The sequence below is a fragment of the Nostoc sp. 'Peltigera membranacea cyanobiont' 213 genome (genome assembly GCF_002245975.1).
Taxonomy (GTDB): domain Bacteria; phylum Cyanobacteriota; class Cyanobacteriia; order Cyanobacteriales; family Nostocaceae; genus Nostoc.
Genome location: NZ_NOLI01000164.1, coordinates 1 through 16,295 on the forward strand (window position 1 = coordinate 1; position 16,295 = coordinate 16,295).

Annotated in this window: 13 protein-coding genes and 1 pseudogene; 3 read left to right on the forward strand and 11 right to left on the reverse strand. The window is 41.6% G+C overall.

All coding sequences use genetic code 11. The annotated features are described in order from the left end of the window. Positions 1–473: 473 nt before the first annotated feature. The 7 genes and pseudogenes from CDG77_RS29425 to CDG77_RS29460 form a co-directional block, all read right to left on the reverse strand. Positions 474–731, reverse strand: a complete 258-nt coding sequence (locus CDG77_RS29425) for a hypothetical protein (RefSeq protein ID WP_223270044.1) — start codon at positions 729–731, stop codon at positions 474–476. 14 nt (positions 732–745) lie between these two features. Next, positions 746–1,117: a four helix bundle protein gene (locus CDG77_RS29430; protein WP_094332803.1), complete on the reverse strand. Its 372-nt coding sequence runs from the start codon at positions 1,115–1,117 to the stop codon at positions 746–748. 242 nt (positions 1,118–1,359) lie between these two features. Next, positions 1,360–1,482 (reverse strand): hypothetical protein, encoded by a 123-nt coding sequence (locus tag CDG77_RS38725; RefSeq protein ID WP_258169789.1) that lies wholly within the window; start codon positions 1,480–1,482, stop codon positions 1,360–1,362. Positions 1,483–1,598: 116 nt separating this feature from the next. Beyond that, the gene (locus tag CDG77_RS29445) at positions 1,599–2,888 is read right to left on the reverse strand and encodes a sensor histidine kinase (protein ID WP_094332796.1); all 1,290 of its coding nucleotides are present in this window, start codon (positions 2,886–2,888) and stop codon (positions 1,599–1,601) included. A 12-nt stretch (positions 2,889–2,900) separates the two neighbouring features. Continuing rightward, a complete protein-coding gene (locus CDG77_RS29450) occupies positions 2,901–5,726 on the reverse strand; it encodes a hybrid sensor histidine kinase/response regulator (protein WP_094332797.1) in 2,826 nt (941 codons plus the stop codon). Between the two features lie 287 nt (positions 5,727–6,013). After that, positions 6,014–6,298: pseudogene (locus CDG77_RS29455) on the reverse strand (hypothetical protein); the annotation flags it as partial. Between the two features lie 110 nt (positions 6,299–6,408). Further along, entirely contained in the window at positions 6,409–6,627 is a 219-nt protein-coding gene (locus CDG77_RS29460; RefSeq protein WP_181154436.1) for a DnaB-like helicase C-terminal domain-containing protein, read from the reverse strand. Between the two features lie 171 nt (positions 6,628–6,798). Between CDG77_RS29460 and CDG77_RS29465 the strand changes: the two genes are divergently transcribed. Next, a complete protein-coding gene (locus CDG77_RS29465) occupies positions 6,799–10,809 on the forward strand; it encodes a beta strand repeat-containing protein (RefSeq protein WP_094332799.1) in 4,011 nt (1,336 codons plus the stop codon). A 268-nt stretch (positions 10,810–11,077) separates the two neighbouring features. Here the strand turns inward: CDG77_RS29465 and CDG77_RS38730 are convergent, their stop codons facing one another. Then, positions 11,078–11,209, reverse strand: a complete 132-nt coding sequence (locus CDG77_RS38730; RefSeq protein ID WP_258169788.1) for a hypothetical protein — start codon at positions 11,207–11,209, stop codon at positions 11,078–11,080. Positions 11,210–11,401: 192 nt separating this feature from the next. After that, entirely contained in the window at positions 11,402–12,103 is a 702-nt protein-coding gene (locus CDG77_RS29470; protein ID WP_094332800.1) for a DUF6714 family protein, read from the reverse strand. A gap of 172 nt (positions 12,104–12,275) precedes the next feature. Between CDG77_RS29470 and CDG77_RS36950 the strand changes: the two genes are divergently transcribed. Beyond that, complete coding sequence (locus CDG77_RS36950) at positions 12,276–12,530, forward strand: hypothetical protein (RefSeq protein WP_190234099.1); 255 nt, start codon at positions 12,276–12,278, stop codon at positions 12,528–12,530. A gap of 1,036 nt (positions 12,531–13,566) precedes the next feature. Further along, on the forward strand, positions 13,567–14,409 hold the full coding sequence (locus CDG77_RS36955) for a DUF6882 domain-containing protein (RefSeq protein WP_181154435.1): 843 nt from the start codon (positions 13,567–13,569) through the stop codon (positions 14,407–14,409). Between the two features lie 318 nt (positions 14,410–14,727). Here CDG77_RS36955 and CDG77_RS29485 read toward each other — a convergent pair whose 3' ends face one another. After that, a complete protein-coding gene (locus CDG77_RS29485; protein ID WP_094332801.1) occupies positions 14,728–15,147 on the reverse strand; it encodes a DUF1392 family protein in 420 nt (139 codons plus the stop codon). After that, positions 15,144–16,295: DNA cytosine methyltransferase (locus tag CDG77_RS29490; protein WP_094332802.1), on the reverse strand; the 1,152-nt coding region annotated here is incomplete at its 5' end. The genes CDG77_RS29490 and CDG77_RS29485, both read right to left, overlap by 4 nt.

A 16,295-nucleotide genomic window follows, 5' to 3' on the forward strand; every position in this document is an offset into this window, starting at 1 on the left:
TAAAATGATTATCATTATTGTTTAAAATTGGATTCTTGGTTTTTGTTGATTAATTTATTCTTTGGAAGTCCCTAAAGCAATCGCTCCCGCATCAGACACAGCAAAATGGATAGGGCTATGGTTCGCAAAGAAATTTACATTTATTCGCTTGCTTACAATCTATTACGTAGTTTAATGTGGCAAGCAGGTACTATTTACGGAACTCCTCCGCTACGCTTATCAATGCAGGATTAGCTGTTGCAACTTCCCCGCCGTACAATTCTGGTAGCCATCGCCCGATCACCTCCCGCCCGACAATATACCTGTAGCAGAAATCTCCGATCTTCAAGAGAACACAACAAGGTAATATCTGCACTCACCTGTTGCTGTTTCCATACCCAAAGGTTAATCAACTGCTGCCGTGACTGAAGAACCAGCAGAAACTGACGAAAGATACCAACAAGTTTCTAGATTCGGGACTTGGTTAATCATGCTTATGCCTCATTATGAGCGAGAAGACTGCACAAATAGTCAATTCGTTTCCAAGCGATCGCAGCTTGCCGGGGAGAACAACTCAAACCATAAGCACGACGGGCATCATAATTCCCCTTGATTCCCTTGGCTACTCCAATGGGAACCCCAGAAGCCACCTCACGAATACTGGGTTCAAAGCTTCGGTCTTCATGAGAGAACCGTACTTGCGTAATCTGATTTCCAATTTGGTCTGCCCAGGGGGTTAAACCAATTCGCAATTCGCAATTCGCAATTAATTGAGCTTGTTGATTTTCTCCTTCACCTTTCGAGTAGATGAAACCAGAATCTTTCCAATTTCTCTAGTTTCTTGCAGTAATGAGTCAAACTTACTTTTATCAACCAGTTCTGACTCTATTAATATTTCCAGCCAGTATTCAGTTTCTCTTTCTTCTTTTAGTGCAATTTCTAGCTTGCTAAGAAAATCTTTATCAGATTGTGCCGATTGAGCTTCTCTAACATTAGCCCCAATAGCAGTACCACTTCGTAGCAACTGCTTTGATAAAGTACGGCAAACACCAGATTTTTCATCTAGGAAAGTGCAAGCTTTAACTATTCTTATTGCCAAAGCTTTGGTTCTGTCAGCTATACTAATATTTTGATTCATATCTTTTACTCCTAATTCATAATTGCGAATTGCGAATTGCGAATTGCGAATTGATTCTCGGCAATGGTAGTTGGTAATATCTGCGTGGATTGGAATTTCTGATTGTTCATGGCGCAATTGTGATTGAGAATAAGGGGAGATTTCGACAAATTGGTGGACTCGGAATTTGTGGGATAGACCTGCGGCTGATATTCCGTGGTGGCAGAGTCCACCGATGCCGGAGAAAAGTGAGAGGACTGATTTCATAAGGCGATCGCACTCCTGACCAAATCATCCGGCACTTCAAAAATTCCCAACCGCCCAATGTAAGGAATCGGTGTTACCTCGCGTGGATTCTCCAGCTTCCAATGATATTGCCCAGGCATTCCCCAGCCAGACGCAACTTGTGAAAATTGGCAGTCAACTATTGTGACAATGCCAATAACTTGACCGCGACGTAGAGAGAAAAGTTAGGAATTATACCCTCTGCATCTCTGCTCCCTTATCCCCCTTTCACTGGGAGCGTAATTACAAACTCAGTTCCCTCACCTAAAGTTGAATTAACAGCGAGCGCTCCACGATGTTTTTCGACTACAATCTGATGAGCGATCGCTAATCCTAATCCTGTTCCCTTACCAACAGCTTTTGTAGTATACAAATGCTCAAAAATCTTCTGTTTGACATCATTTCTCATGCCGATGCCGTTGTCTTGAATGCAGATGTTGACGAATTGGCTATCATTTGACAGTTCAGTTTTCACTGTAATCTGGTTTGGGTTCACTTCAATATCAGTGAAACTCCGTCCTATATTCGAGTCTTCCAAAGCATCGATTGCATTTGCCAGAATGTTCATGAACACCTGATTAAGTTGTCCCGGAAAGCACTCGACTTGAGGTAAATTAGCATAGTCCTTGACAATTTCAATCTCTGGACGATCATCACTAGCTTTCAAGCGGTGTTTGAGAATCATAATTGTGCTATCGATACCCTCATGAATGTTAAATAGTACTTTGTAATCTTGATCGGCTCTGGAAAAGGTACGTAAACTCGTGCTGATGTGGCGAATGCGTTGAACTCCGAGTTTTAGTGAATTAATTAACTTAGGCAAATCTTCTCGCATATATTCCAAGTCAATGTCTGCAATGTCTGGTTCAACATCAGGCATTTTAGTTTGATAAAAATCAACTAATCTAAACAAGTCGTTAATATAATCAATCGCAGGTTGCAAATTCCCAGCAATAAAGCCAACAGGGTTGTTGATCTCGTGAGCAATGCCAGCCACAAGATTGCCCAACGCAGACATCTTCTCATGCTGTACCAACTGGAGTTGAGTTTCTTTGAGATGATGCAAGGCTTGGGAAAGTTCAGTAGTTCGTTGTTCAACTTGTTGTTCTAGAGTTTGAGTGAAGCGTTGTACTGTCAATTGGGTTTGAATGCGAATCAACATTTCCTCAACTTGGAAGGGTTTGGTAATGTAGTCTATGCCACCGACCTTAAATGCTTTTACCTTGTCGATCGCATCATCAAGCGCACTGAGAAAAATCACAGGAATGGCACGAGTGTTATCAAAGGTTTTGAGTTGGCGACATACTTCATAGCCATCAAGATCGGGCATATTGATATCTAATAAAATCAGGTCTGGAGGTTCTGCCTGAGCCGATCGCAACGCCATTGTACCATTTGTAGCTTTACGTACTACGTAGCCCTGTTCTACTAACAGATTAGACACTAAGCGGAGATTGTCTGGCAGATCGTCAACTACAAGGATTTCGGTTTTGGATAGAATTTTCATATATAAAAATAATTAAAAAATAGATTGAGTAAGTTCGAGCAGTGCATCAAACTCGAAGTTATCGACCAAATGCTTGAGAGTTTGTACTATTGCCGAGTTCTGCTCAGGAATTTTTTCGATCAGTTCCATCAGTCGTTGATCTCGTCCGGCGGTGGCAGCAGCGTGAAATTCACTCAGCCATTCGCTAGACATTTTATGGAAATCGGATGGTTGCAATTTAGCCGTGGGCAAATGCGCTTGTGGCTGATTTAAAGTTTCTTCATATACGTATAGCACTCCAATATGCTTTGCCATCGCGTCGAAAATTTCGTAGTCTCGAAATGGTTTTCGCATAAAGTCATCGCAACCAACTGCCAAAATTGCGGCGCGTTCTTCTTCTAAACTGCTAGCAGTCAAGGCGATAATTTTTGGGCTGTTACCGTTACCATTAGCTTGAGTTTTTATGTATTGTGTGGCTTCAACGCCATTCAGTACTGGCATTCGCATATCCATCCAAATTAAGTGAGGCTGCCATTGTTGCCAAATGTCGATCGCTTCTTGACCATTTTCAGCTTCCTTCACTTCAAAGCCCAAGGGACGGAGCAACTTCACTAGAATCTGGCGATTGATATCTTTATCATCCACAACTAAAATGCGGTAACTGGGTTGATTGGATTCCAAAGCAATAATCTGTCGCTTGAACCTCAAGGTTTCTTCATCAGCTGTCTCAACGGCTGTCACCTGAATCTGGAATTTAACAAGCGTGCCATACCCTACTTGAGAACTGACATTCATCTCGCCACCCATCAACTGTACAAAATTGCGGCTGATGGGTAATCCTAAGCCTGTTCCTTCCTGGGCGTTTTTGCCGGTTTGGGTTTGAGCAAAGGCTTCAAACAACTTATCAAGTTCATCAGCAGCAATGCCTGCGCCAGAGTCTTCTACCTCAAAATATAGGGTGTGGGTGAATGAAGCTTCAGAGGAAGCGTAGACGCGCAGTGACTCGTCGTCAGACATCGCCTTGACTTTCAGGGATACCCCACCCTTATCGGTAAATTTAATTGCATTACTAATTAGGTTAATTAAAACTTGGCGCAGTTTTACTTCATCAGTTTCTACATAGCGCGGCACATCTGCTAAATGTTCAAATAACAGTTGTAATCTTTTATCTTCGGCTTTGAGGCGAAACATATCTTCTAAATCGCTCAACAAACGATATAAATCAAAATGCTTGAGATTGAGTGTAGTTTTGCCTGCTTCAATTTTGGACAAATCCAAGATGTTGTTGATTAGCGTTAATAGATGTTCACCACTGCGAGTGATGATGCTGATATTTTCTTGGTGTTCAATGGATAGAGTTTTGCTGCGAGTCATTAGTTGGGAGAACCCCAAAATGGCGTTGAGAGGGGTACGGAGTTCGTGACTCATGTTAGCAATGAAAGAACTCTTAGCATGATTTGCCACTTCTGCTTTCTCTTTGGCGTGTTCTAGCTGTTGATTGGATTCAGCTAATGCGGCTGTGCGATCGCTAACTCGTTGTTCTAGTGTCTCGAATGATTCTTTAAGTTGTCCTGCCATCTGGTTAAAGGAGATGGCTAACTCTCCTAGTTCATCGGTGCGCTTGAGTTCAACTGTTTGGTTCCAATTTCCTTTGGCGATGTCTTTGGCAGCTTGATTGAGGCGCAGGATCGGTTGAGTCACCCAACGAGCTGTAAAAATTCCAAACACTGTAGCAATGAACAAAGCAGCTAAACTTAGTAAAATTGTGGTGCGGGTGTTGGCATTGATTTGTTTCATAAAGTCTGATTCGGGAATCACCACGACTACCAACCAATCCAGACCAAATCGATCTCGCCACGGAGTCACTTGTATAAATTGACGTTCACTTTGTGTCAGCAAAGAAGAATCGCCACCTACTTTTAAATCAAGTTCTTGTGCATTCTTGATTTGCTCGAAGCTGCCAAATTTACGCTGCAAATGTTGGGCAGTTGCTTGAATTAGCGGATCGGGATCTTCTAAAATATTCAGGCGTTGCTTTTCTTTACCAGTTGCTTTGAGAATCGGCTGCTTTACTGAGTGAGCAATTAACATTCCATCCCGCTCAATAATAAAAATTTTTCCAGAGGGACTGACTTTCAAATCTTGAAGGAAGTCACCGATCTGAGATAGTGTAAGATCGGCTGCCATCATGCCGATGAATTTTTGATTGCGATCGTAAACTGGATGACCAAATACAAGAGCAACATATCCGTCAATTTCTTGCAAAACTTTCACAGGCGACCAATTGGGTTTACGTACTTGTGAGGTTCGTACAAATGGAGGATAAGTTAGCGGATTAAAGTCATAAGCACCAATTTTTTGAGTTCGGTTTCCTTGATTATCCATTTTATAGACAACGTTTTTTCCCTTCGTTCGAGGGGAAACTTCATCGACAGTAATTCCTTCACCAGGCAACCATCGTCCAACTCCTAAATAATTGCTATTGGTTTGGGTAAAGTGCATATAGCTAATTTTTTGATGCAATTTCACTTTCTGCCAAAACTGATAGCCAACTAAATCTAAATCTTGTCGGTTAAGTAACCCTGACTCAACTAGTTCAGCATTGCTGCGTGCGATTTCATAAGAACTTGCTAAGTAAGTATCTAAATGTTGATCGACTCGTAAACTGGCTTCTCGAATCAACTGATGAGCTAGGTGATTCACCGCCTGCTGACTGTTGCGGAATGAGAGATAACCGACTAATCCTACAGCAGCAAAGATTTGCAGCACAAATGGAATCACTAGGATAGTGCGGAGCGTTGGCGCAGCCCGCCGTAGGCATCGCCGCTGACTGTGAGGTATATCATTAGCAAGGGGCATAAAACAAACTCCAATCAACACTTTGTATTTGTAGTTGCAGGGCGATAATCGGAAAATCCCCAACTTTCAGATGAAAATGTGACAAATGTCTCCTTTAGAGTACCCAGACTGAGGAGGGAACTCACAGGAATTACTTAAGCTTAGTGGCGTAGAGAACACAAGGGTAGACTAATTGTTATGTTGGGGCGATCACTAATGATTCCTATTTGATTTTTGAACTTACTCATAGATGAGGTAATAGGCAATAGATAAAAATTAATTGCCTCTTGCCTTCAGGTGTATTCTGGGATTACTACCTGCGTAACTGGTTTACGATACTGTCGTGTCAACCTCACATAATAATCTAATATCCGTAAAGGTATTGGTGGATTAGATGTAGCTAGAGTCTGAAACTCAATGTGTAAAATCCGATTAGTTGTCTGGAGAAATGTTACAAAATCAGCACGAATTGGTTCAAGAGAAAGTTCAGTTTTTAATACTGTAACTTCTTGTGGCTCTGAGGTTAGTAACCATTTGGCAAACTCATCAGGATATAACTCAGCTAAATACTTGGCTGTATTATCGTAACTCAATTTATCTCATCCTTTTTCTCTAAGAAAATTATGATTAAGTACTTGATAACGAGCATTTTATAGCTTAAATACTCGACTTAGCTAAGTTTTTAAACTGTCCAAATCGTTCATCAAACAATCTTATTGACAGTCGTCTCGCTACTAAACTGACTTTTCAAAACTGAAACTTCAAAAATGCCTTTTTGGGTAGTCTGTTTGTCGTAGTAATCTTCCCGGTACAAACCCAACATCACAGCAGCCTCCTGTTCAAATCCTCCCGATTCCCGAAAATCTGCTTTAGTTGGACGCTTTTCGGAACGTGAATCAACTTCTCTATCCGACTGATTCATGTAACACATTCACCTTTTCTGCAAGTTTTGCGTGCAGTTTTCATACCTGGAGAATGCAAGAGCATGATCACCTGATTGCAGAAAACTGCATAATTAACAAATATTTGCTTATATATGATCCAAAGTTGCAGTTCTGTTGGATACTTAAGCAAATCGGATAAATAGCACCAGATGACGAAAAACTACAGATTATACAGGTGTTTGCAGTTCGGATTGGCAGGGTTGCTGGGCTGTTTAAGTGTAAGTCTCCTCACTAGCAAAACCCAGGCACAGCAAAGCAATATCGTGCCTGATAGTACACTTGGCGCTGAGTCCTCTCAAGTTATAGACAACTTCCAAGGACTACCCATTGAAGTAATTACAGGTGGTGCAACTCGCAAAATCAATCTTTTTCACAGCTTTCAAGAATTTAATGTCAGCGAGGGACGCGGGGCTTATTTTTTCAGTCCTAGCGCCAATATTCAGAATATTTTGGCACGGGTGACAGGTAATAACCCTTCCGAAATTTTGGGGAGACTGGGCACATTTGGTAATTCCAGCCCGAATTTATTCTTGATAAATCCCAATGGGATTGTCTTTGGGAAAAATGCCAATTTAGACGTGCAAGGTTCATTTATGGGGACGATTGCAAACGGGATTGAGTTTGGCAATCAAGGGATTTTTAGTGCCACAAATCCCCAAGCTGTGCCGTTGTTGACTATTAATCCTTCAGTATTGCTGTTTAATCAAATCCAAGCAGATAGGGGAATTATTAATCAATCCCAAGCACCCGCAGGTACTAATCTCATCAGACAAGATGTTACGGGTTTGCGAGTTAGTGATGGTAAAAGTTTGCTGCTTGTTGGTGGAAATATCAATATTGATGGTGGTGGAATTCACGCTTATGGCGGAAATGTTGAGTTAGCAGGTTTGGCTGCACCGGGAAATGTGGGATTGAATATTGCAGGTGATAATCTGGGTTTAGTTATACCTGAAAATGTGGAACGCGCCAATGTTTCGCTGAGTAATGGTGCAGAAGTTAATGTTCGCGGTGCGGATGGCGGTAGTATCACAATTCAGGCTCGAAATGTAAATTTATCAGGGGGAAGTATATTAAGAGCAGGAATAAATACAGGTTTAGGTACTCCAAATAGTAAAGGTGGAGATATTACTATTAATGCTACAGGAGCAACAACGTTAATAGATGAAAGCGGCATTGCTAATGTAGTGCAAGAAAGGGCATTTGGTAATGCTGGCGATATCAACATTGCAACTGGGACATTGACGTTAAGTAATAGCGGACAAATAAATGCTAATCTCTACGGACAAGGCAATGGAGGAAATGTCAATATCAATGCTCAAGGTGATATCAGTTTTCGTAACTCAAAACCAGGGGAATTTAACGGAATTAGTTTAAAGGTAGTTGAGGGTGCAATAGGTAATGGTGCAAACCTTACTATCAATACCAGTTCATTGGAAATAAATGATGGTTATGAAATTCAAGGTAGCACTAGAGGAAAAGGTAATTCTGGTAATATCATAATTAATGCTCGTAATAATATTTCGTTAGATGGTAATGACGGTAATATATTTAGCCGGATTATTAATGATGTGCAACCCACTGCTGAAGGTAACGCAGGTAATATTCAAATCACAACAAGTACTCTAAAAATTACCAATGGAGCCTTTATTAGTAGCAGTACCAGTGGCAAAGGAAATGCAGGGAATATCAGCATTAATGCCCTTGATAATATAGCCTTTGATACTAATAGCAATGCTAGTAGTAATGTTTTTAATGAGGGGGTAGGTAACGGAGGAAATATTTATCTTAAAACAGGTTCCCTCTCGTTAATTAACGGTAGTCAAATATCAACAAATGTATCAGGGCAAGGTAATGCCGGAAATATTACTATTGAAGCCTCTGATAATGTCAAGATAGATGGCGTTTTTATCGACGCAGGTAAGTTTGACCTTAATAACTTGGATTATGATGCGTTCAGTGCTTTGAAAAGCAATTTAAGCATTGGAGGTATCGGGAAAGCAGGAAACATTCAAGTTACAACAGGATCACTTTCTGTTACTAATGGTGCCGTAATATACAGCTTTACTGCTGGAGTTGGAAATGCAGGAAATATTACTATTAATGCCCGCGATAATGTGACATTTTCAGGTTTCGGGGGCAGGGCAAAATCTGGAAGTCTAGCATCATCTGAAGGTGGGGGTGTGGAAAACGGGATAAGTAATAGTGGTGATATTCGCATCACTGCAAGTAATTTACTATTTAAAGATGGCGGCCGATTAACTGCTAGCAACGGCGGACAAGGAAATGGAGGTAATATCTTTCTTGATGTTGGCAATACTATTACTTTTGATGGAATTGGCGGTAATGGTTCACCAAGTAGTGCCTTTACGCAAGGATACAATGGTAACGCCGGAAATATTCAAGTTGAAACAGGATCGCTATTTTTAACAAATGGCGGTACGATATTTTCTTCACATTTCAGAGGAAAAGGTAATGGTGGAAATATCACCATCAATGCTCGTGATCGTGTCAAAATTGATGGTGTCGTCAAAGGTGTAACTGTTGGTACTGGTCAAATTATTGATATACTTAGTAATATAGCTAGTTCCTTGCTAGATGGTGAAGGTAAAGGAGGTGACATCGAAATAACAACCGGGTCATTTTTTATCACCAACGGTGCATTCATTTCTGGAGATACAGCTGGACAGGGAAATGGAGGCAATATCACCATCAACGCCCGCGATACAGTAACTTTGGATGGTGGAGAAAATAGTTTATTTGCTTTGGTAAGCACTAGTACGGCAAACAATAGCGTGGGTAGCGCTGGGGATATCCGCATCAACGCCAGAGAATTATTTCTAAAAAATGGTGGTATACTCACCGCTTATAGTAGTGGTCAAGGGAATGGTGGTAATATCTTTATCGATACACGCGATGCTGTAATTATCGATGGTATTACTGGTAAAAAGACGACTGGCGTTTCTAGTTCTTTGTTCGGAGGTGCTGGCAAAGGTGGGGATATTCAAATAACAACCAATTCCTTAACACTAAGCAACGGCGCAATACTTCTTGCTAGCAGTTTCGGTAAAGGTAATGCGGGTGACATTATAGTTAATGCTGACGATGCTGTTGGCATTGATGGTGTCGGTAGTAATGGAAGTTCAAGCGGTGTTTTTACTACCTTCCAAGGTGAAGATGAAGGTAGGGGAGGCAATATTAAGCTGACAACAGCTTCTTTATTTTTAACCAATGGGGGAATAGTCAATGCTGGTACTTATTCTAGAGGCAATGGGGGTAATATCACCATTGATGCACGCGATCGCATTTTAATCGACGGTATTAGCACTACAGGTTTTTCTAGCGGTGTTTTTAGCACAGTTAATTCAGCAGCTGTAGGCAATGGAGGCAATATTAACCTGACAACAGATTCTTTATTTTTAAATAACGGGGGAATCAGTTCCAGCAGCTTTGGGCAAGGGAAAGCTGGAGATATTAATATTAATTCTGGTTCCACAACACTTGACAACCAAGCAGCTATTGCAGCAATAACCAACTCTGGTGATGGTGGAAATATCAATTTAACTGTCAACGATCTTTTACTATTGCGTGGCGGTAGCCAAATTTCGACCACCGCAGGTACAGCGCAATTAGGTGGCAATGGTGGTAACATCAATATCAATTCAAAATATATCATTGCTATCCCCGAAGAAAACAGCGATATCACAGCCAATGCTTTTACAGGAATCGGTGGAAAGGTTGAAATTAATTCTCAAGGTATTTTCGGTATTGAGTCACGCCCAAAACCAACCGAGAAAAGTGATATTACTGCAAGTTCTGAACTTGGCGTTGCTGGTGTAATCAACATTAACGCACCCGATACCAGTTCCATCAAAAATAGCTTCACCGAATTACCTCCAGTCATCGACACCAACGCACTCATTGCCAATAGTTGCATTTCTCGCGGTACTAAGCGGCAAGAAAACTCTTTTACTATTACTGGTTCTGGTGCTTTGACTACTAATCGTCCTGGTGTTTTGGTTTCTAACTATACAACTGGTGAGGTAAGAGGTGTAGAAACTACATCCCGTCCCTGGAAGAAAGGCGATCCGATTATCGAACCAACTGGTCTATATCGGCTGAATAATGGGCAGTTACTATTGAGTCGGGAATGTTCTAATTAACCTGAGTTCAAGTCTGTTCCTCTCTATCAATGAGAGGTTAAGGCTATGGTGTCTGTGAAAAAATGGTTTACCGACACCTATGCCGATTGCATCACCAATCCTTGAGGTGCAGCAAGATAGGGCAGGCATCGTATGGGAAAACGAAGGAGCATTTTCTACACCCGAAAAGTAAATTGGTTTATTGTGATCGCAACTTTCTCACCCCATCCATTCAGTCCAATGCAGCGCATCTGTCACCAATTGAGCAAACTTGTCAGAGTCAAGATCCTCAAACTTCAAACTCCAGCATCACACCCAACCGCTCATCAAGCGTTAGGGTACTGAGTAATTCCTTAACCTTGTCAACTCCATCCTCCACCCGCTCAATCGCTAATCGAGCGTAATATTTAACCCGCTCCAATACTTCTCGCTTTGTGCATTGTCTATCGTTATAACAATTTATGCCGAATGCTAGATGTTAACTATGAAAATTTCTGAAAAAGTGACAGAAGCTCTGGAAAAAATTAAGTCAGTTAGTTGGGATAGAATTATTGAGAAACATGAAGTTCCAGAAAGCTTGGAATAGGTTTTCAGATATGAAGAACATGCACACTTATGGGAAAAATCTATTCATAAATTGTAGAAACGCTTTAATTGCCTGTAATTGAGTTGTATTAAGCAACTCCAAGTGAGGATGATAATAACCCCCTCTATTTTTTATGGTATAGATTGTGTTATCTAGAGTGTCGGAGTTAGAAGTTTTGTAGTGTTTTAAGCACCAAATTATGTAAGCGGGAATGTAGTAGCGAAATCCTTTTGCATCAAAAAAAGGAAAGACATCAGAGAAATATTCAATCCACTCATCTGGTATATCCTGCCATTGGCTTTCACTATCTAATTTTCTGGCTTTCTGAGCATCTGCATAGTCATCTAGCGCTCTGGCTTCATGTAATGTAATTCCGTCTGAGCGCTTAACACCATCAAAAGCGGCGGTAATTTGTTCAATTAAGGCTAGCCTAGTATTTTCCTCTAAAGTATCAAGAGTTTGCCAATTGCTATCTCGCACATCCAAAACTGTTGTCGAACGAACAATATCTAGCCATTCCTGCTCACAAGCTCCAAAGGCAATATAATTTCTTTGTGCTTGGCGAAGAGATACCTGATTAGATCCCACCCAGCTAAATCCATAGGAATCTATTGTCTCGCTATCATCTGACCAAAAACAAATAGGACAAATAAGATATGTTCCAGGTGGCTTGGCGTTCAGAGTTTTATAACCACAACAGGGACAAGGATAGAGTTCTTCAGTATCCATATTTTGATTCAAATCACTTCAATAGCTTCAGAAAAGTGTTTCCTTTGATACCTAAAAATATCCTCCGTAAACTAAGCTGAAGAACAAATACATAAGTAGAAACAACTTCAGGATGTACCGTTTCGGAAAAAGGGACTTTAAGAAATTGCCAATAATTTTCTCCCTTGTTTAAATGGACTGGGGTCTACGAAGAGCGATCGCACTCTCAATCAGGCGATCGCTGCCTTTGCTTGGTCAGGCTTCAAGGCTTTTACCATGCCAACCGCCGATATCTTCTAAATCTGCAACACCCTTGCCCTTCTTTGTACGAGCCACAATCACTGTGGGCCAGTTGAGGTTATCGATAACTGCGGTTGTATGTAACGCCCAATTTCTTCTAGGTTGTGACCGTCGATTTCAATCGCCCTTTAGGAGGAAGTTTTTATAACCAAGCAACAGTTTTCCGAAATCGCCAGCACCTAAGTGGTAGTAATTATCAGAGTGCCTACCCAATACGGTTCGGATAAGCATTTTTCACTTTCCTTGTGGTCTGGGTAAGGGGTAAAAGGGAAAGGATGTATTTAAAATATGAGTCCCTTTTCAATACTGCTCGGTTTTTGCATTTTCAACTTGGAATTTGGTTTTGGGAAAAGGTTAAAGGTTTTTTCTTTCCCCTTTCCCCTTCCCTTTTTCCCCAAAACCCGATAAGTATTGAGTCCCTTTCCCCTTTAACCGAACCGTATTGAGTGCCTAAAAAACCATCGCTCGATATTTACCCAAAAGACTTATCTGCACTGCCTCGTGCTATTTTTTAGTTCCGTCGAACTCACGTTAATGTTGATTTTATAAACACCCTCTAAGATGGGTGAAGCAATCGGTTAACGCAAAAATTAGGGCTTGGGAAACCTTCAAAATGACATGAATCTACATACCATGAAAATTCCGGCTTTAGCTATTATCCGAAAGCTTGCATTCTATTTACTTCCATTGATGAATTTGAGTGGCTTTAAACGTGCGTTCATCAAACTATCACAATATTTAGAGAATATAATTTGTATTTTATTCAATCCCATTAATGAATTTGATTGGCTTTAAACGTGCGTTCATCAAACTGTCACAATATTTGGAAAATACTTTCAGTATAATTCCATACTTTAACTAGATAGTTTATTGTCATCTAAAGCTTTTTTTCCTGATTTTCTCAAAAAATGCTTATTTACAAAGGGTAAATTATCCCATATTTTTATGCTCAAAGCTTGAGTATAGCTATCTACTAATTTAGAAAGAGTTTTTACTATGAACAGCGCTTATATCAACAGTATCATGCAAAGTTGACTTGCCAGACTACTAGCAGTGTCTCCATTACGGAATACCTGTTAAAGGCAGTGTATATACAGTGAAATCCGTTGTTTCTTAGCTTTGGTTTTTTTAGTTTTGCTTAAGACCACTTAGCGATTTTGGATGTCCTTAAATAGTTAAAGATTATGAATTTTTTCAATAAGTTATTCGGTGCAGGAGAATCAGATAATAAGAGAGAGTTTCAGACTTTAATTGAGCAGAGTATGGAGGAGTTGCGATTAAAAACAGAAGCTCACAATAGTGCTTGGCGGCTGGGTGAGTCGAGTTGGGACATAGATCAAGACGCTGGTACAGTTGTTTTTACCCGTCCAGATGGGATCATTGCCAGATGTTCAGTACAGATTATCGGCACTTACAACACAATAGACAGCAGTTGGTTGTGGGGTTGGAACCATCCATCTGTTGTGCCTGCATTACAGTTACACGCACATAAAATCCGAACCTATGGAGAGAAGCATGGTATTGAATATCTGACTACCCAAAAGATTGTTTGCACAGAAAACCAAGCTTGGGAGTTTACAGCCCTAGCCTGCAAGCTATGTGAAGCAGAAGGTGCATATCGAGGTTCAACAGGTTCAACTCTCGTTTTTATCACGTTTAATCATGTGACATTAAGCCAGTTGGAGAGCGAGCCAAGCCTGACTCAATCAATAGCAGCAAGAGTTAATTCTCGTGAGGCAGCAATTGCGGCACACCTTGCTGGAGAGTTAGAGAAAGTTTATCTCTTCCCAATTGAGTTCGGTGGCATTGATGATGAAGTTAACATTGTTTACGTCTCATCACTTGCGGCAGCAGAAAAGAAGGCTTTTGACGTAGAGGTAGGTCGGCTGTTAGAACAAGGCAAAGTAGGCAACTATGAGGCTTGCCCCGAATATGATGACCAGAGTTTTATTCCATCTAGAATAGTAGTAAAAGCATCTGGTTCTCAATTAATTCAAAAAACCATTGAAGTAACGAGAATAAATTAGGATAATTTTCGCTGAATATGAGTGTATTTGTACTATTTCAGGCTACGTGCTGTTTCCTTAGTTGAACTGATGCTAAACAACTGGATTCGGGAGTAGGCGATCGCTGGTTTGGTATCTTGGACTAATGACTTCCACCATTTCAGGAGTTCGGGAGTTGGCGCGAACTCCTGAAATGGTGCTTACCCTTCCAATTTTGGGGAGGGTACAGTGGGATTGAGATGCCCTCGCCTATAAATTGTCCACTGTAAGTATGAGGTGTAAATTGTTATAATCACACCTTCTCCAAATCGTAATCAGTTACCCGCGCTTCGGGAATCTCTAGAGGTAATAAACCTCGCCACCTTTTTCCGATATAGCAGGGGACATCCACTTGATGTTGTAGAACCAGCAATCGTTAATCAGTTTAATACCTTGGACTATGCGGATCGGTGGCTCATCACCGTGAAATCGAAACTCGACCAACTCACCCAAGCGAAACACAGGTTTTTCTTGGGGTAGCGATCGCAAATTACCTGTACCAATAAGTTCACTACCCCAGACAGTAATATTGTCATTGCAAGTATTAATTTCGTATTTCCAGCCTTGCAGCGACCATTCGACACCACAGCAGTAACCGAATGCTTTGACTCTTTTGACGTACACCCGTTCAAGCAAACTTACTAGCAACGGCGGGATTTGTTGACCCCAAGGTGGGGAGATGTACCAGCACTGTTCTAAGTTTTGAACAAGGTTAGTCATACAGTCACTCCTAATAAATTGCTCTGTGCAGATATAAATAGTTGTGTTGCGAAACTGGGAGGGACAGAATAGCCGATGATTGACCCCGCCGTAGCAGTCTCGTTGGGAAACTCGTACCAACTGGGAAACCCTTGCAAGATTGCAGCCCCCTCAATAGACAAAGACTTGACCGTACCATCAGCCAACCAGATATCAGCGAACTTACTACGGTTGCAGCCTTTGTGGTCGGTGAAGTGTGAGCGCAGAATGGTGTTGCAAGGTAAATGCCCAGGCTTGTACTTCAGTCCGTTGCGCCCTCCAACTCTCTCTAGTAGCAATGGCGTTGGTTCGTTAGTTGCCAGAAATTGTTCTACCGCTTGCCGTTGTTTGGGGAGTAATTGGGAATCGGTCATGCTGGGGATTAGATGAGCGATCGCCTCATACCAACCGCAAGGTGTAGTTCCCGAAGGTAAAGCAACGCGACAACCTCTACTGGCAATCAGAACTAACCGCCGCCGCGCCTGGGGCAGTCCAAAATCAGCCATGTTGACGACGCTGTAATCGACCGAGTACCCCTCCTGCTCCAAAGCTGACAGAATGATACTGAAACTCTGACTGTTCTGATAACGCGGCACATTCTCCAGCGTAAACACCTGTGGCTGCAACTGTCGGATGGTTTCTGCCACAGCGATCGCTGCACTCAAATCGTCAGCCGTTTCAATCCCAATACCTGCTTTGGCTGTGTGGGCTTGGCTGAAGTTGGCGCACACTGGGGAGGCGTGGAGGTAATCGGGGCGGCGCGGAAAACCGAGAAATCCTAACCGTGCTACTTCTTGAACTGTTAGTTGGATTATTCTACACCCGTATTCACTGAAATTGCGGTGATGGGTTTTGGCGATCGCCCGACTCAGTTCTGGTTTGGTGGGGTCGAATTCCACCGCAATGACTGGACGAATCCCGGCTTCAACCATCCCCGCTTCAATTCCGCCGCCACCAGCGAACAGTACTACAGCGATCGGGGCATCATTTGGCAAAACTGGTTTTATTTTTGTATTATCAAAATTTTTGCAGACATCTAATTTTGGTAATGTTTTTTTGGTTTTCGCTTTTTTGATAAAGGCGATGATATTCTCTCGCGTTGCCCTCTCTTGTTGCAGTGTCCGAATCAT